The following is a 17,412-nucleotide window of genomic DNA, read 5'->3' on the forward strand; positions in this document are numbered from 1 at the left end:
ACATCGGATAGGCTGACAAGGACAGGCGCCGACGATAACAAGGGAGATCCGTTCCGGATACGCCGCATTTTCCTGCAATCACCTTAATCCGGCTTAAAATACCTGCATCACTCTGAAGTTGATGCGGGCGTCTTCCTTGAAGCCATTCTCCACTTTGATATCGCGCCCCGCGGCGACCAGCAGTTGGGTTTTAGGGGTAACGAAGTAGCTGCCGCCGACGCTGAATTTACGTTGTTCGGCGGCATCATCATTGGTTACGCCATTTACCCTGGTCTTGCCTCCCCAGTTCTGGGACAGCCCGACGAAGGCATTCGCCGTAGGCGTGAACTGATAACGCAGATAGGCTTGCCCCTGATAGAGCGGATCCTGTTTGAGCGTGGCGCCGGATGCGCCATAGTCGTCGTTCCTGCCGTGGAACATGGCATCGGCGGTTATGTCGATAAACCAGTTATCGGTAAAGCCTTTCACCAGCCCGGCCTGTAGGTTGAACTTCCAGCGGTTCTCGCCCATATTTAGCGACCGGTTTTTGTCATAGCTTCCGACCGGCAAATACAGGTAAGGCGCCAGAGCGAAGTAGGTACGCGACTGGGGATCGTTGACCAGCCAGGTCGGGGCCGTCACGATGACGTCGCCCACACCGCGAGTATCGCCCAGGGCGCTGGTATCGCGGCTGGCCGCCAGACGACCGAAAGGCACCAGTATTTGCGGCGCGACGGTTAGCCCGCCCACGTCAGTGTAGTGAATCAGCCTGGCGATGCCGACATTGGAAACCAGCCGCGGATCCCGCAAGGTTTCACGTCCCTGGGCATAAAAGCGATCGCGCTCGGCGTGTTGCAGGTAGAGCAAACCGGCGGTGGTGCCCGCCGGCGCCGGCACAAAGTCGGCGGCATCAACATCAATCGCCTGGGCGCTTAGCGGTGCCAGCGCCGCCATCAATAGGCCGAGCGCCGCCAGCTTGGGCCCGGCGCCGCTCGAAGACAATTGCTTATTATCCAGATGATTCATCGTAAACTCCCCAGTGATTGTTCTTAATCGCGTACTTACGGTAAAGGCACCAGGTGCCGTGAAATCAAAATAGGGAGATTTGTCTTATTACGCTTTGCTGTATGGGACATTCACTATTGCGATAGGGACAACCCGCCGCCATCATTTTGCTTAAACCGCAGTAAAACCGCGCCGTCGAACGGGTCGGTCAGATAATGGACGCGGACGCCGAATGTATTGAGCAAACATTGTGGCGTCAAAACCTCAAGCGGCGGCCCCAGAGCGACCAGCCGACCACGATCCAGCACGGCCAGCCGATCGCATACAAGCGCCTGGTTGAGATCGTGCAAGGCAATCAAGGTGGTCACGGGCAGGTCATGAACCAGTTGCAAAATATCCAATTGATGCTGGATATCCAGATGGTTGCCAGGCTCATCCAGCAGGAGAATTTGCGGACGCTGCGCCAGAGCTCGGGCAATATGCACGCGTTGGCGTTCGCCGCCTGAAAGGCTGTTCCAACGCCTGTTGCCGAGATGAGCGGCGCCGACGTCGCGCAGAGCCTGCCAGACGATGGCATCCTCGTCCTGCGACCAGGGATGTAATGCCGACAGCCACGGCGTACGCCCCAACGCGACGACATCGAATACGCTGATAGCGTCATCGGTATCGGCCTGTTGTTCGACCATAGCCAGCTCGCGGGCAATATGCCGGCGAGGCCAGTGTTGCATTTTTTTCTCATCAAGCCAGAGGGTTCCGGCGCTGGGAATACGCAAACCGCCGAGCAGTTTGAGTAGGGTTGATTTGCCTGAGCCATTGGGGCCGACGATGCCGAGGGTTTCTCCACGGCGTACGGCCAGTTCGACATCTTGCAGCAGCAGGGTATTACCGGCTTTGAAACCCAGATTTGAGCAACGCAGTACAATGTGTTCTGTTAGCGGTTTTGCGGCGATCATCTTGTTTTCCTTCTGCCCATCAGGATCAGAGCGAATACCGGGGCGCCGACCAGGGCCGTGATGACCCCGACGGGTATTACCTGGCCTTTAATTAACGTGCGGGAGAGGATATCGGCGGCGATCAAGAACAGCGCGCCGCTTAGCGCGCTGAGCGGCAGCAACCGAGCGTGCCGGGTTCCCGCCAGCAGGCGAACCGCATGAGGGATCACCAGTCCGACAAAACCGATAGAGCCGACGATGGAAACCATGACGGCGGTCACCAACGCGGCGCAACCGATCAGCAGCAGTTGTATCCGTCGTACCGAGATGCCCAGCCCCGCCGCCGAATCGACGCCGAAGGTGAATGCGTCAAGCGCTCTGCGGTGCCACAGGCAGACGAGCAGCCCTACCAATGATGCGGGAACCGCGAGCCACACGGATGGCCAGCGTACTCCGCTGAGGCTACCCAGCAGCCAAAACATAATGCCGCGCGCCTGTTCGGAACTGGCGGACTTGGTGATTAAAAATGCGGTGAGCGCATTGAACAGTTGCGAACCGGCAATGCCCGCCAGGATAATCTGCGTTGTGGGTGCGGCGGTTCCGCCAGCTCTGGCCAGTAGCGTTACCAGAGAAAAGGCGGCGATGGCGCCGATAAACGCGCCCCCGGAGAGAGAAAGGTAGCCGGCCCCCAAACCAAATAATGCAACCAAAACCGCGCCGGTCGAGGCGCCGGCGGAGATGCCGAGCAAGTAGGGATCAGCCAGCGGGTTGCGCAGCAGGGATTGCAGAATGACGCCGCAGGTAGCCAGACCTGCGCCACAGGCGCCGGCGACCAGCGCGCGCGTCAGCCGATAGTTCCAGACAATGCCTTCGTCTATCGGATCCAGTATATAGCCGGCCGACCACAGCTTATTGGCGAGCACCTGCATAACCACCGCAGGGTTAATCGATGTCTCACCGATGGCGATACCCGCCAGTATCGCCATCGGCAGTAACAGGCAGGCCAGCAGACTCGCGATCAGTTTCCCTGTCATTCCGGCATATCTGCATTGACGATGGATGATGCGAGCGTCTCCAGGCCGTTGAACATTCTCAGGCTGGCGTGCATGGCTTCGGCGTCAAGGATAATGATGCGGTTATTCTTGACCGCGTCCATATTACGGGTGACCGGATCATGCTGAAGAAACGCCAGTTTCTTGCGGTAATCATCGGCAGGGAAACGACGCCGATCCATGCGCGCAACGATCAGAAAAGTGGGGTTGGCTTTGGCGATGGTCTCCCAGCCTACCGTCGGCCATTCTTCGTCGGACTGAACAATATTGCGTACGCCCAGCGTATTGAGCATGAAATCGGGGATACCTTTGCGCCCGGCGACAAAAGGATCGCTGTTCAGATCCGAACTGGAGAACCAGAATAACGCGCTGATATTGCTTAAATCTTTATGCTGCAACATCGCTTTGGTTTCGGACAGGCTGGCCTGGAGTTCATCAATAAGCTGCGTGCCGCGCGCCTGAACATCGAAAATCGCCGCCAACTGGCGGATGCTTTTATAGATGCTTTCAATATTGAACGTTTCCAGACGTGTGCCGTCGGCGCCAATCAAATTGTTTTTACCTTCGCAGTCGGCGGGCATAAGGTAGGTGGGGATATGTAATTCATGAAATTGCTGACGAGTACCCACTGCGCCTTGCGGGCCGACCATCCATTCAAATTGCACCGCCACCAATTCCGGACGTTTTTCAATCACGGTCTCGAAACCCGGGGCGTTGTCGGCAAGTCGCGGGACCTTATCGTTTTGCGCTTTGTATTGCGGCAAAATGTCATTAAACCAGAGCGAGGTTCCCACCAGTTTGTCGCCCAGACCCAGCGCATACAACATCTCGCTGCCGGTCTGACCGATGGTTACCGCCTTCGTCGGCGCGCGCTGGAAAGTAAGCATGTGACCGCAGTTTTCGACAGTCAGCGGGTAGTGAGTGGCGGCGGCGTAGGTAAAAGAAGAAAACCCGGAACCCGCCAAGAGCATCAGCAGGGGCCAACGACTTAGGGGACGAATCTTGCGGGGATACAGAGCGCGGAGGGCGAGAGGGCATGACCGGAAAGCTGAAAAAAGCGGTGCATATTGCGACATATTATCTCCATAAAACACAGTAACTTACGGATGCGGCCATTCGATAAAACGTTTCAAGCCACGGCAAGACCTGTCGGCCTTGCCGTGGCGGATTTTAGAACGTGCGCCAGTCGCCTTCCGTTTCGAACGCCGCCGCCGCCTGATAGATGGTGCCTTCGGCATAATGACGGCCAACCAGCATCATCCCCACGGGTAGGCCATCAACCAGGCCGCAGGGAAGGGACATGGCAGGGTGACCGGTAATGTCCTGCGCCGCCGTATTGCCGATCATTTCAAACGCACGGGCGATATAGTCGGTCACCGAACAGCCGGGTTCCGGCAGCGGTTGGGCGACGATCGGAACTGTTGGCATGACCAGCAGGTCATAACTTGCCAGCGCGCGGTCATAGCCGGCACGAGCCCGGCGCGCGATGTTCTGGGCTTTGGCGTAGTAGCGCCCGTGGTAGCGATCCAGACCATACTGACCAACGAACATACAGATTTTGAGCGAAGCGGAAAGGGCATCGGCGTTGGCGCGCCATTGCGCCTGTTTATCCAGCAGCGCCACATCATACTGACCGGCCCAGTTAAATCCCATGCCATTGCCGTGCATCATCTGCGCGGTCAGTCCTTCGCATCCGATCGGGGTCCAGAGCGCGCCGGCCAGACTGTGTTCGGGCAGCGATATTTCACCCACCGTCGCGCCCAGAAACTCAAGGCGAGCAATGGCCTCGCGGACTTTGGCGGCGACGCGCGGATCCAGATTGGCCAACTGGAACCCCTCCGTCACAATACCGATCTTCAGGCCATCGACGCCGCGTCCTAAAAATTCGCTGTAGTTCTGAACCGACGGCGCGTACTGACGGGGATCGAGCCCGTCGGCACCGGCGATAACTTCAAGCATCAAGGCATTATCGCGCACATTGCCGGTGATCGGACCGGCATGATCCACGGTGGCCTCAATAGGCATAATGCCCGTGTAAGGCACTAAACCGTGGGTCGGTTTCATACCGTAGGTGCCGCAAAACGACGAGGGGATGCGAATGGAGCCGCCCTGATCGCAGCCGATAGCCATATCAACCTCACCGGCGGCAACCAGTGCGGCGCTTCCGGATGAAGAACCGCCGGAGGAGTAGCCGTGACGGTTGGGGTTGTGTACGGGCCCCGGATCGGAGGTATGGCTGCCGCCAGAAAGACAAAAGTGCTCGCAGGTAGCCTTGCCGAGGATAGTGGCGCCGGCATCCAGCAGTCGGGTGACGACGGTGGCGTCATAGGACGGTACGAATCCTTCCAGCGTCGATGTGCCATTCATCATCGGTACGCCGGCCAGCGCAACGTTATCCTTGATCGCGATGGTACGGCCAGCCAGCTTGCCGCCGTCGGCGCCTTTCACTTCGGTTTTGTAGTACCAGGCGTTATAAGGATTTTCCGTTTCCTTGGGCCGATAACCTGCGTCGCGTGGATAACGCACCTCGGGGATATCATCAGGCAGTTCGTCAATCAGGTCATAGGCGTCGAAATTCGCTTGCATCAGCGCCAGATATTCACTGGCCAGCTCCGGTGAAAGCTGAATGTGCAATCGGCCGGCGATCTGTTGCAGTTCTTCAAGACTAGGGCGTTCAATAGCCATGGCATTTCCTCATTATTGTCGCTTGGCAGATAGGTGAAAACGTTGGTATCAGTGCCAAAACCGGGCTGATAATCTATTGATACTATGTAGGGGGAATCCGCAGCGTGCTTGCCTCACACGGACAGACGTTTTGCTGAAAAGGTCATTTAGCCGCGGATGTCTCGATGTTTGATTTAAATGGGGTTTTGCGGTGTGTATGGTTTATAAAGTTTCGGGGAGAATGACTGACGTAATTGAAAGACCTGATTATCCGGCATGATGATGGCACTGAGGAAGTGGTGTTTGATTCAGCGTATCAACACAATGACAGCACCGGGAGCGCCAGTTTCCGCCCATTCTTATCTTGGTTCGCATAATGTATATTATGTTAAATTAACTTCATGGGCAAAGAACGCTTCTTACCTTTTATAAATAGAGAATAGAGACAGGTTTTCCACCCGCCTCTATCTCTCTTGGCTCAGTATCCCCGTACGGTCTTATTCACCCCAGACCTCATTGGCAACCTCGACGATAAGTCGGATTTTGGCCCACTGATCTTCTTCAGTCAGCATATTGCCTTCTTCGTTGGAGGCGAAACCACATTGCGGGCTTAAGCACAGGTGTTTAAGCGGAACGAATTTTGACGCTTCGCGGATACGTGCTTTGAGTTGTTCTTTATCTTCAAGTACCGGCGACTTTGAGGTTACCAGCCCCAGAACCACGGTTTTACCCTCGCCCACTTTTTCCAACGGTTGGAAACCGCCGGCCCGATCGGTGTCGTACTCCAGATAGAACGCATCGACATTTTCTTTGTTGAGTACATATGGCGCGACCGGCTCGTAGCCGCCGGAGGTCCACCAGTCTGACGAGTAATTTCCCCGACAGATGTGCGTGTTGATCACCATATCGGCCGGCTTGTCGGCGAGAACCTGGTTGTTGATGTCCAGGTAAAGCTGGGCGACTGTCTCAAAATCGACATCCAGTCCTTTCATTTCATTGAATTTCTTAGGATCGACCAGGAAACCCCATGTGCAGTCGTCAAACTGTAAATGGCGACAGCCGGCATCATAAAAGGCCCGAACCACATCGCGGTAAGCCTGGATAATATCTTGCTGTAGTTCGGTCAGGTCGGGATATTGCTGAAGCGTTTCCTGCAAGTTGTCAGGACGGAAGAATTCCCAATAGCACTGCGATGGCGAAGGAATGGTCTGGCGCGCAATGACATCGTCGCCGGCAATGGATTTCAGGAATTTGAAGTGCTCGATAAACGGATGGCGGCTAAAGCGTATCTTGCCGACAATGCGCGAGGTATCAAATTTCGTGGTGACTTCATTGAACTTTACGCGGTAGTCCGACGACTTGCGCTCAATGCCGTCGAAGCCCCAGAAAAAGTCCGAGTGCCACATGGTGCGGCGGAACTCGCCGTCGGTGACCGCTTTAAGGCCAGCGGCTTTCTGCTTGGCGACCAGATCGATGATGGCCTCGTCTTCGACACGGCGAAGTTCGTCTTCAGAGATCTTGCCGGCCTGAAAATCGGCACGTGCCTGCTTGAGCACTGCCGGACGGAGAAAACTGCCGACGACGTCGGCGCGGAAAGCGATATCTTGCATAGCTGAATGTTGATCCGAATATGATTTATAAATTTAAGCGAACAAACAATGGGGACTACACGACCATTGTTTCATAAGAAATAGCGATGTTTGTTAGAGGCCTGTAAGGAATTTCCCGCCAAACCCCGATGGTCAGTTTGCCTTAATTTAAAGCCACTTAGAAGCCAATTGTTTATCAGCCGTTATGATTTTCCTGAGCGCGGCGCGGTTTTCCTCTACAATGAAACTTCCAGCCCTCAATCAGGCCGATACCTATGCCAAGACTGACGCAAAAAGACATGACGGAAAGTGAACAACGTCAACTGAAAACGCTGCTCGATCAGGAAAGAAAAAAACACGGCCGTCCGCTGACTAATTCTGAAAGTAATCATATCAAAGACGATTACATCGATAAGCTGATGAAAGAACGGGAAGCTATCGCCAGACAAGCCCGCGCCGAGAAAAAAAAGAACAAATTTAAACCTGATATAGCCGCTACCTATGAATGGTCGTCCAGCACCAATTTACGCGGGCCGCGCCGTTAGAGCATCCGGCGGTTTAGTGGAAATAATCGACTCAGGCGACGGTATCTCCGCGCCTGAGTCAACAACGTATTAGGGCGTGTGACGGAAAACACGCGGTCTATGCCTTAAATATTTGTTAGTTTTGCCCCTTCTTTAAGCGTTTGATTCGCCATCATTAGCACTAAAGTATACCCTGTCGCAGATTACACTCTATTTTCTGCCTTAGGCATCTATTACAAAAGGTCTCTTTTGCGTGGCAAAATTATTTTTACGTAGCGGGAGTTTGGATGATTTTCTGGCTCTGGGCGAAAATGGACAGCCAGTTTATGCATCAGCGCTTCAGTTACGGGAAACATTACGTCTCAGGAAACAACAACAGATTGCGGATTGTCTGGCCATCCCCCAACCTAACGAAGCTGGCGATCGCATTGACTGGTACTCGCCGATTGAAGGCAAGGTAACATCCTGGATTGCCGCCAGTGAAGAGGAACGCGCCGTAGCGTTAAAGCTGTTGGAAACCTATCAGTCGGCCGTCGCTGAGATCAGCCAACAGGCGCAAAACGCAGAAAAACCCGGTCAAAAGCTTTTTGGGGTGTTACTGGCGAAAGCCATTCAGTTCCCCGGTTCGAACCATGTTTATCTGGTGGATGGCAAACCGGTATTGACCTTCTGGGGCTTTGTCAATCTCGATAAAAAATCCCGGGCGGATGCGCTGGATTGTTTACGTCTGGCGCTAAAAGACGCGGAGCCTATTCTCGCGCCAGCGCCAGTCAATGTTGAGCCCCCTGCCGCTGCGCCGATCGCGCCGTCTGAGCCGGTAGTCAAGCCGCAACCCCCTATTCCACAACAGGAAGTCGCAGCATCTTCCCCCAATCAGTGGCTGCGCCTGTGGTGGTTATTCCCCGCCGCCGCTTTATTAGCGATCCTGTTTCTACAGATCCGCGGATGCGTCTCCGATCACCAGGCCACGGCCGAGTCGATACCGATCGCGGCAGTGGCAACACCCGAAAAACGCGTCTTACCTTCATCGGCGCGTGAAGCCGCTCCTGAACCTGAAGCGTCTACCGATAGCGAAACCGCTAATCCTGTGGAAGCCGCGGTGACTGAACCTGTTGAAGCGCCGCCGACGCCGGTTGAACCCATCGTCGCCACGCCGCCGGCGGATACCGAACCGAAAGATCCCATAGCGGAACAAGAGACGGTTCCGGAGCCGGTAATCACGCAGGAGCCCCCTGCTCCAGCTGTCGCCGTAAGCAAAGACGTACTGGTCATGCCGGCGGATGCGGTAAGGATTGGATCGGTCAACTTCCTTAACGGAAACTGGCGGGTTTCCGTTGACGCCAAAACCCCGCTGACCGTGACCGGTCGCCCGCCAAGCCTGAGATATCAGATTAAGAACGGCAAGGGTACGGCAAGGATCACGCATGGCGATGGCGTCACGTGCCGGGCGGACATTGAGGCCGGATTGATGAGATCGGGCAATCTGGTGATCAACAGCCGATATCGGGCGCGGTGCAGCGATAACACCAGATTCCAGATGCCCGAACTGGTATGTAAACAAGGTTCGGCGGGCGTTGCAGAGTGTATCGGTCGCTATAACGCTGATGCGGTCTTCCCGATGACGATAAAGCGCGAGAGTAAATCATAATGTTGGCGACGATCACCGATTATAAACAGAGAATTACGCTTATTCAGGACAGCGGCATTCAATTTCTGGATTTCGCCCTAAAACCGGAACCGGCCGATGACTTGCCGAATACCTATGTGCGCAAAAGCGCCAACGGGCCGCTGCTGCGCCTGATCTATAACCAGCAGACGGATAAATACTTACTCCCGTCGCCGGCGGGCGCGCCGCCTGAAGTGGTGAAGCCGGAGCTGAGCATTCCGCTTACGCAATCGTTGAAGCTACTGGAAAAAATCTGGCTGCCGCTGCCCTTTTTCCGTTTTAATCCGCCGCGCACCTTTATGGGCGGGCCGGATAACTGGGCGCGGGTGCAGGTTTTAGCGCTGGATACGCCGGATCAGGACGGTAACACCCATCGGATTTGCCTGGCTTTTGATACCAAAGTTTATCCCGAGGGACATGAATATGAATCCCTGGCGCCCAATGTCAACGACATCAAAACCGGAGGCAGTTTTGCTCTGGCCTATCACAGTGATGAATTGGGCGAGTTTCTTGATCTGACCTGGGTCGATGGCTGGCTGCGCGAAGTCTTTACTCAGCAGGTGAGTAGACTGGAAAATCGTAATGAAAGAGAGATTAAAATAGCGCTCAGGGGATTTGAGTATCAGGCGCATTACATGAATTTGCTGGATATGCTGGGCAATCAGCTATCCGTGCCGGAAATACGCATTAACGCCAGTACGCTTCAGGAACCGGCGGTTAACGTCGATTTGATTCTGGACGTGGGCAACTCGCACACCTGCGGTATTTTAGTTGAAGACCACGCCGATGAAAGCAACGGATTAAAGCAGACATACGAATTGCAACTGCGCGACCTGAGCGCGCCGCACTACCTGTATAACGAGCTGTTTGAAAGCCGGGTTGAATTCGCCCAGGCTAAATTCGGTAAGCAAAACTTCTCCGTTGAAAGCGGCCGCGATGATGCGTTTATCTGGCCGTCAATTACCCGCGTCGGCCGTGAAGCCAGCCGCATGGCGCTGTTACGCCAGGGCGCGGAAGGATCGACCGGTATCTCCAGCCCGCGCCGTTATCTGTGGGATGAAGAGAGTTATGCGCCGGGCTGGCGTTTCAGTCAGCCCGAAGCGGATACCCTCAACGAGCCTCTGGCGACGGCCATGCCGCTGACCATCTTGCTTAATGATGAAGGTCAGCCGCTGTACGATCTGCCGTTCGAGACGCGTTTGCCGGTTTTTTCCCCACACTATAGCCGCAGTTCAGTGATGACGTTTATGCTGTCCGAACTGCTGTTGCAGGCTTTGATGCAGATGAACAGCGCGGCTCAGCGCCTGAAAATGATCCACGCCACGGCGCCGCGTCAGTTGCGTAACATCATTCTTACCCTGCCCTCGGCAATGCCGAAACCCGAGCGGGAAATTTTTCGGCGCCGGATGAATGAAGCGATTGCCCTGGTATGGAAATCGATGGGCTGGCATCCGTTGGATGACGATTTCACGACGCCTGAAGATAAGCAGAAAAGCCGTGTTCCGGTGCCGAATGTACAGATCGAGTGGGATGAAGCGACCTGTGGGCAAATGGTGTATCTGTACAACGAAGCGCAGGTTAATTTCGGCGGTCGCGCCGAAGATTTTTTTGCCAGTATGGCGCGCCCGGATAAAGAGTTGTCCGCAGATGAGCCGGCCGGTAAAACATTACGCATTGCGTCTATTGATATCGGCGGCGGTACGACGGATTTGGCTATCACGCAATATTTACTGGATGACGGCATCGGCAGTAATGTCAAAATCATCCCACGGTTGCTGTTCCGCGAAGGATTTAAGGTTGCGGGCGACGATATTCTGCTGGATGTCATCCAGCTTTATGTTTTACCGGCGTTACAGGCGGCGTTGAAAACGGCCGGCATAGCCAGCCCCGACGAGTTGATGGCCAGGTTGTTCGGCAACGACGGTCGCATAGACGGGCAACTCACGTTGCGTCAGCAGGTCACGTTACAGATTTTCATTCCTATCGGCCGATCGATTCTGGAAGCCTATGAGCGTTTCGATCCGCTGGACGTCAGCGCTGAAATAGAGTCCGCCTTTGGCGAACTGCTGGAACAGCAACCGACGCAGAAAGTGTTGGAATACATCAATACCGAAGTTCAGCGCGAACTGCCGGCCGGCGACAGTTCGTTTGATATTTTGCAGGTGCCGCTTATTCTCAGATTAAGCAAGCTGCATGGGGAATTTCTATCCAACCGCATGAATATCACCCAAAACCTGCGCTTAATGTCCGAGGTGGTCTCGCTCTACTCCTGCGATGTATTGTTGCTTACCGGCCGCCCTTCCCGTTTCCCCGGTATCCAGGCCTTATTCCGGCATTTACAGCCGCTGCCGATTAACCGCATGCTGTCGCTGGACGGCTATCATACCAACGACTGGTATCCGTTTAACAAACGCGGCCGTATTGATAATCCGAAATCCACCGCGGCGGTCGGCGCCATGCTCTGTCTATTGGCGCTCGACCTGCGCTTGCCCGGCTTCTATTTTAAAGTCGGTGATTTCCAGCCCTATTCCACCGTGCGCTATCTGGGCATGATGGATAGCAATAACGCGCTGACCACCGACAATGTCTACTACGGCGAGATCGATCTGGACGATCCTGATTTTGCGCTCGATCCTAACGACAGCTTCCAGGTGCGCGGATCGCTCTGCCTCGGTTTCCGTCAGTTGGACAATGAACGCTGGCCCGCATCGTCCCTGTATATTCTGTCGATTGTCGATCAGGATCTGGCGAGAAAAGTGGTTGGCGATAGCGTGTTGCGCGTCAAGTTGGCCGTGAACAACGGCGACGATCGGCACAGTCCGGAACGCTTTGAAATCGCCGACGCCGTTCTGGACGATGGCACTCGCGTTCCCCCCCAACATTTACGGCTGAAATTGAACACATTAGCCGCTAACGGCTCAGGAGCAACCCATTATTGGATCGATAGTGGGAGCGTATTTAGAAAATGAAACCATTAACGCCCAAACAACTGTCAAGCCGACTCAATAGCCAGCTACAGGCCGTAGCGCAAGGTGTTGATCGGGCGATCGATTGGATTGAAACCACGCGGCAGAATGCGCCGCGGCTGGATATGGAAGCCGACAGGCTGATGGTTAAATTGCGCCGCCACCGCAATAAAGCCAATCACCTGTCGGACGTATCGCTAAAAGAGATCGCCATTGGTTTCTTTGGTCTATCGCAGGCCGGAAAATCTTATCTGATCTCCGCCCTGGCCGGCGGTGAGAATGGTAAACTGGAAACCTCGCTTGAAGGTCAACAGCTTGATTTTCTTACTCATATTAACCCTGAAAATCAATCCGCCGCGTTGGTTACCCGTTTTAGCCGTCAGGCCGGCGTAAAAAATAAGTCCTTCCCTGTTCAGTTGCTGCTGCTCAGCGAAGCGGATATCGGCAAGATTATCGCCAACGCCTTTCTGCACGATTTCAATCAGGAAAAAGCGTTCGAGGAGCTGGATGAGCAGTACATCGGCGAACATCTGAAAACGCTGCTGATGCACCGTCAGCCAGAACCGGTTGCAGGAATGAGCGCCGATGAAGTGGTCGCATTGTGGGACTATCTGGCCCGCCATGACGCTAAGCGGCAAAAGCAACTGGAAACGCATTTTTGGCCGGTGGCCATCGATCTGGCGCCTTACCTCAGCGTTGACGATCGCGCGCAATTGTTCTCGCTATTGTGGGGCGATCATCAGGCGCTGACCGCGGCCTATCGTCATTTCGCCCACACGCTGCAACATCTTTCCGGCGCGCATAAGGTACTGGCTCCGATCCGGGTGTTAGTGGATGAGTCCCTGCGCCCCGTGAACGGAATTATTAACGGGGCGACGTTGGCGCACCTTAACACCGTCAATGATACCGGTATTTCGGTACGTCCGGTATTGAACGGACGGGCGGGAAAAGCCGCGGAGTTATCGCAGGCCGAACTGACGATGCTGGCGGCGGAATTATTGATCCCTTTGCATTCCCCTACCCGTGAAGCGCTGTTTGAACAGGTCGATATACTGGATTTTCCCGGTTTCGGTGATACGCCCGACTCGGCTGACCCACAACAAACCGAAATGGATATTCATCCATTGGCGCATACGCTTCTGCGGGCCAAGCGCGCCTATCTGCTTGAACGCTATACCGATAATCAGGAAATGAATGTGCTGATGGTCTGCACCGCCGCGGGCAAGCGCGCTGATGTAAAAATCGTCGGCAAGGCGTTGGATTACTGGGTCAAACAAACTCAGGGCGAAAATACGCAGGTTCGCAGTCGTCGCAAACCGGGATTGATCTGGGCCGTAACCCGCTTTGATCGACGCATTACCCACGGGCAAAATCATGACGCCGCGGTTCAGCGCTATGTCGGGAACCCGGGCGATGCGTGGGGCACCATGCTGGCAATGGATAAACGGGGCGTAAGCCGGATGGCGGCCTGGCTGGGTACGGAAGTTCACCGCGAAGTGAAACTCGGGCGCATCAGCGAACAACTCAGCGAAATTCAGCGTGAGCTGGGAGATAACCTGTTGGGCAACTGGTATCAGCCAGCGGGTACGGACGATCCGGCCCAAAAGCAGCGTATCGCCGAAACCTTGCTTAAAGCCTTGCAAACCCGCACCGGCGTACATGGCGAATTGCTGGAGCGCTTATTGCCGTCACGCGACGAATTGCGCCGCCTCTACCTGAAACAGCAGGTTCAGCCCGGCTATCACCACCATCAGGAAAGCGACGAACCCGGCGCATCGTTAACCGGTTCCGAGCCGTTCGGCATCGGGATCGACATCGATCTGTTTGCTGACGATCCTATCGACGTCGATCAACCCGCCTCTCCGCTCCAGGCGCGCGATCATGGCTATGAAGCGGAATACGCCCACCTCGTTTACCGCTATTGGATCAACCATCTGCGCAGCCTGCCGGAAAACGCCCCGCTGGTAGAACTGCTGGGGGTGGCCAAAGCGACCATTGAACTGCTGGCGGAAGAGCTTATCACTGCCAGCATCCGGCTGAACATCGAAGACACGTTGGTCAGCATGCTGGCGGATACGGAACAGTTAAGCGTACATCGTGAAAGTAAAGCGGATCGCCAGGTATCGCGCGTTCTCACCGTGCTGGGCGACTTTGTCGCCTGGCTGGGATTTCAGCAGATGGATGAAGCGCTGCGTCCTGCCAGCCGTATAAATCGAGGACATAAAATTTTCGCCAAACCGGTAAAACAGGCGGTGAATTGGGGCGCATCGCAACGGCTGACCAGGCTGGCGCCGACCCCTATCAACAACACGGCGTTTTATATCTACGACTGGCTGGTCGGTCTTAATGAAATGATCGTTCAAAATGCCGGATATGCTGCCGGACGTGAGGTCAGCGCCGAACAACGCGAGCAATTGGGTGCCATATTGAATGTGATAAAGCCCGCCGAAAAGTAATATTCTCCATCCGCCCCCTGCCGTCAGGCCGGGGGCAACGGAAAACCGCAACCATTTGACTCGCCTTCAGACTCAACTATTATTTCATTCCAAGCTGTCTTTCATTCCGGCATGGCGATATTGGCTTGTTGAATACTCAAACGGTTCCACAACAATAGAGGCAAGAGACAATGAAACTGAAGGCACTTATCCTTACAGGCGTGTTCTTTTCCTGTTCCGTGTACGCCGCAAGCACTACGGTGACGCTTTATGAAGCGCTGCCAACCGGCAATGGCAACGCGCTTGGCGACGTGTTGGTGACGGAAACCCCGCATGGTTTGCTCTTTACCCCGGATTTAAAAGGACTGGCGGCGGGGATCCACGGCTTCCATCTTCATGAAAAAGCAAGCTGCGAACCGGCGGAACAGAACGGTAAATCTGTTCCGGCGCTGGCGGCGGGCGGGCATCTCGATCCTGAAAAAACCGGCCAGCATCTGGGACCTTATAATGATAAAGGGCATCTGGGCGATTTGCCCGGACTGGTGGTCAACGCCGATGGCAGCGCCACCTACCAGGTACTGGCGCCGCGGATAAAATCACTGTCCGACGTGCAAAACCATGCGTTAATGATCCATGCCGGCGGCGATAACTACGCCGATAGCCCGGAAGCGCTGGGCGGCGGCGGCGCACGTATGGCCTGCGGGGTTATTAAAGGGAATTGAGGGGCATCGTGTAAAAAATACGTTAAAAAGTAACCTGAGCGGGAGAAAGTAGCTTAACATGAGATTTATTTCGCTAAGCTTCTGCGCCAGGTTTGAAACAATAGATAAAAGTATTCCGGTCAGCAGTGACTTTTTATCTGTCCCGTCTGGCCGGAAGGTTTTCCCTGGTGTTGGCTGAATTAGCTGCCTGACCCTGTTGGTCAGGTTTTTTATGACGGGCTTCCCCTGCCCGTCCCTTTCGGGACGTAGAGGGCGGCGATTTTTTATTTCCGCCGCAACGCGGGTATTATAAATTATGGGGTTGAATCCGTAAGTTGTACTTAAGTTGAAACTGACCTGTACTTAAGTACATATTTTCTGTCCAGCGGGAAGGGATACCTTTGGGAGCCGGCATGTTTTCTATTTTCAATGAAAATCAGGCAGTAATGAAAACGCTGAGCGACTATATTGACAGAAAATTACTCCTGCCGGGAAATCCCAAATACGCTTACACTGTCATCAGCAAAAAAAATCCATCAGATGTGATTATTATTTCCAGTTATCCTGAGGAATGGATCAATCTCTACCGCGCCAACAATTTTCAGCTTACTGATCCGGTGATCCTTAATGCGTTCAGACGGACATCTCCTTTTGCGTGGGATGAAAATATCACGCTGATGTCGGATAGAATCTTTTCGCTTTCCCGACAATACAATATCGTCAACGGTTTCACTTTTGTGCTCCACGATCAACTCAACAATCTGGCCCTGCTGTCCGTCATTACCAATAGCCGAGGACAGGGGGAGCTGGAAGAGCGCCTGTCTGCTGAACGTGGAGCCATGCAGATGTTACTGATTGATATTAACGAACAGATGTATCGACTTGCCCGCTCTGCCTCATCCGGCAGACAACAGAACGAACTCGCTACGAACAAGGCCATATTTACCCACCGGGAAAACGAAATACTGTACTGGGCCAGTATGGGAAAAACCTATGCGGAGATTGCCGTCATCGCCGGAATTTCTGTCAGTACCGTGAAATTTCATATGGGGAATGTTGTCTCCAAACTGGGCGTCAGCAACGCCCGGCAGGCTATCCGTCTGGGCGTTGAGCTGGAGTTGATTACGCCGGCATCGTTGGCAGAAAAACCAGATAAATGCACTCTCACTCATAAAGAAATGCCTCTTTAAGAGGATCGAACTCATCCTAATATATTTTCTGATATAGTGCGGTTTATTCAGGCCGCATGCAGGTATTAAGGTTTGAAAGGAAAAATGAGCAAACGTAATATATTAGGTAAGGAATCATTGTGCAGATTTTCTTTCTGGATAGTATGCCAACCCCTATAGGGGAATTGATAATTATTGCTGATGAAAATAATTGCCTGCGAGCAGTTGAATGGCGTGAATATCAAGAAAGATTACATCGTTTGCTTAAAATCGGTTACAGAAATGATCCCTACTCGTTACAGCCTTACCGCAATCCCGGTGGATTGACGGAAAAATTGCAACGCTATTTTGACGGTGATTTACATGTTATTGAAACTATGCCGGTTGCCGCGGTCGGTACGGCGTTTCAACAGCAGGTTTGGCAGGCGCTGCGGCATATATCCTGTGGTAAAATAGCTACTTATGGAGAATTGGCTGCCCAGTTGGCACGGCCGGCCGCCGCTCGTGCGGTGGGTATGGCCAATGGCGCCAATCCGGTGAGTATTGTTGTTCCCTGCCATAGAGTTATCGGCGCCAATGGTACATTAACCGGTTATGCCGGCGGCGTTCATCGTAAACAATGGTTATTAACGCATGAAGGTTATTTCCCGCAGCAAAATATATTGCCGCTATAAAAAATATTTTTCTGACAAAATGCTGATCGCTAACGACTATTTTCCCCCATATGGCA

At 54.0% G+C, this 17,412-nt stretch carries 13 protein-coding genes; 7 read left to right on the forward strand and 6 right to left on the reverse strand.

Annotated elements, in window-relative coordinates; translation table 11 throughout:
* Nucleotides 1–93 precede the first annotated feature (93 nt).
* The 6 genes from JG725_RS02870 to JG725_RS02895 all read right to left on the reverse strand — a co-directional run bounded on the left by JG725_RS02870 (nt 94) and on the right by JG725_RS02895 (nt 7,242).
* Complete coding sequence (locus tag JG725_RS02870; protein ID WP_199376483.1) at nt 94–1,005, reverse strand: transporter; 912 nt, start codon at nt 1,003–1,005, stop codon at nt 94–96.
* A 113-nt stretch (nt 1,006–1,118) separates the two neighbouring features.
* On the reverse strand, nt 1,119–1,937 hold the full coding sequence (locus tag JG725_RS02875; RefSeq protein ID WP_172287612.1) for an ABC transporter ATP-binding protein: 819 nt from the start codon (nt 1,935–1,937) through the stop codon (nt 1,119–1,121).
* Nucleotides 1,934–2,950, reverse strand: coding sequence for an iron ABC transporter permease (locus tag JG725_RS02880; RefSeq protein WP_199376485.1), 1,017 nt, complete (start codon nt 2,948–2,950; stop codon nt 1,934–1,936). Before JG725_RS02880 ends, JG725_RS02875 begins: the two co-directional genes overlap by 4 nt.
* Nucleotides 2,947–3,939: an ABC transporter substrate-binding protein gene (locus JG725_RS02885; RefSeq protein WP_199376487.1), complete on the reverse strand. Its 993-nt coding sequence runs from the start codon at nt 3,937–3,939 to the stop codon at nt 2,947–2,949. Before JG725_RS02885 ends, JG725_RS02880 begins: the two co-directional genes overlap by 4 nt.
* 199 nt (nt 3,940–4,138) lie before the next feature.
* Nucleotides 4,139–5,653, reverse strand: a complete 1,515-nt coding sequence (locus tag JG725_RS02890; protein ID WP_199376489.1) for an amidase — start codon at nt 5,651–5,653, stop codon at nt 4,139–4,141.
* 476 nt (nt 5,654–6,129) lie between these two features.
* The gene (locus tag JG725_RS02895; RefSeq protein ID WP_172287604.1) at nt 6,130–7,242 is read right to left on the reverse strand and encodes a 5-methyltetrahydropteroyltriglutamate--homocysteine S-methyltransferase; all 1,113 of its coding nucleotides are present in this window, start codon (nt 7,240–7,242) and stop codon (nt 6,130–6,132) included.
* Between the two features lie 254 nt (nt 7,243–7,496).
* Here JG725_RS02895 and JG725_RS02900 point away from each other — a divergent pair, with 254 nt between their 5' ends.
* From JG725_RS02900 to ogt, 7 genes are all read left to right on the forward strand, one after another.
* Nucleotides 7,497–7,766 carry a DUF3811 domain-containing protein gene (locus JG725_RS02900; RefSeq protein ID WP_172287603.1) on the forward strand — a complete coding sequence of 90 codons (270 nt, stop codon included), beginning with the start codon at nt 7,497–7,499 and terminating at the stop codon, nt 7,764–7,766.
* Between the two features lie 232 nt (nt 7,767–7,998).
* On the forward strand, nt 7,999–9,393 hold the full coding sequence (locus JG725_RS02905) for an SrfA family protein (protein ID WP_199376491.1): 1,395 nt from the start codon (nt 7,999–8,001) through the stop codon (nt 9,391–9,393).
* Nucleotides 9,393–12,380: a virulence factor SrfB gene (locus JG725_RS02910; RefSeq protein ID WP_199376493.1), complete on the forward strand. Its 2,988-nt coding sequence runs from the start codon at nt 9,393–9,395 to the stop codon at nt 12,378–12,380. The genes JG725_RS02905 and JG725_RS02910 overlap by 1 nt, the downstream gene beginning before the upstream one ends.
* On the forward strand, nt 12,377–14,833 hold the full coding sequence (locus JG725_RS02915) for a putative virulence factor (RefSeq protein WP_199376495.1): 2,457 nt from the start codon (nt 12,377–12,379) through the stop codon (nt 14,831–14,833). The genes JG725_RS02910 and JG725_RS02915 overlap by 4 nt, the downstream gene beginning before the upstream one ends.
* Before the next feature lie 170 nt (nt 14,834–15,003).
* Nucleotides 15,004–15,534 carry a superoxide dismutase family protein gene (gene sodC / locus JG725_RS02920; RefSeq protein WP_172287596.1) on the forward strand — a complete coding sequence of 177 codons (531 nt, stop codon included), beginning with the start codon at nt 15,004–15,006 and terminating at the stop codon, nt 15,532–15,534.
* 392 nt (nt 15,535–15,926) lie between these two features.
* The gene (locus tag JG725_RS02925) at nt 15,927–16,703 is read left to right on the forward strand and encodes a LuxR family transcriptional regulator (protein ID WP_199376497.1); all 777 of its coding nucleotides are present in this window, start codon (nt 15,927–15,929) and stop codon (nt 16,701–16,703) included.
* Nucleotides 16,704–16,822: 119 nt separating this feature from the next.
* Nucleotides 16,823–17,356: a methylated-DNA--[protein]-cysteine S-methyltransferase gene (gene ogt / locus JG725_RS02930; RefSeq protein ID WP_172287595.1), complete on the forward strand. Its 534-nt coding sequence runs from the start codon at nt 16,823–16,825 to the stop codon at nt 17,354–17,356.
* The last annotated feature ends 56 nt before the right edge of the window (nt 17,357–17,412 follow it).

Origin of the sequence: Brenneria sp. L3-3C-1 (assembly GCF_016456245.1) — a bacterium.
Taxonomy (GTDB): Bacteria; Pseudomonadota; Gammaproteobacteria; order Enterobacterales; family Enterobacteriaceae; genus Brenneria.

Excerpts from the sequence above, each read along its gene's own strand:
- JG725_RS02870 (WP_199376483.1), bottom strand. The coding sequence starts at position 1,005 with ATGAATCATCTGGATAATAAGCAATTGTCTTCGAGCGGCGCCGGGCCC.
- JG725_RS02875 (WP_172287612.1), bottom strand. The coding sequence starts at position 1,937 with ATGATCGCCGCAAAACCGCTAACAGAACACATTGTACTGCGTTGCTCA.
- JG725_RS02880 (WP_199376485.1), bottom strand. The coding sequence starts at position 2,950 with ATGACAGGGAAACTGATCGCGAGTCTGCTGGCCTGCCTGTTACTGCCG.
- JG725_RS02885 (WP_199376487.1), bottom strand. The coding sequence starts at position 3,939 with ATGCTCTTGGCGGGTTCCGGGTTTTCTTCTTTTACCTACGCCGCCGCC.
- JG725_RS02890 (WP_199376489.1), bottom strand. The coding sequence starts at position 5,653 with ATGGCTATTGAACGCCCTAGTCTTGAAGAACTGCAACAGATCGCCGGC.
- JG725_RS02895 (WP_172287604.1), bottom strand. The coding sequence starts at position 7,242 with ATGCAAGATATCGCTTTCCGCGCCGACGTCGTCGGCAGTTTTCTCCGT.
- JG725_RS02900 (WP_172287603.1), top strand. The coding sequence starts at position 7,497 with ATGCCAAGACTGACGCAAAAAGACATGACGGAAAGTGAACAACGTCAA.
- JG725_RS02910 (WP_199376493.1), top strand. The coding sequence starts at position 9,393 with ATGTTGGCGACGATCACCGATTATAAACAGAGAATTACGCTTATTCAG.
- JG725_RS02915 (WP_199376495.1), top strand. The coding sequence starts at position 12,377 with ATGAAACCATTAACGCCCAAACAACTGTCAAGCCGACTCAATAGCCAG.
- sodC (WP_172287596.1), top strand. The coding sequence starts at position 15,004 with ATGAAACTGAAGGCACTTATCCTTACAGGCGTGTTCTTTTCCTGTTCC.
- JG725_RS02925 (WP_199376497.1), top strand. The coding sequence starts at position 15,927 with ATGTTTTCTATTTTCAATGAAAATCAGGCAGTAATGAAAACGCTGAGC.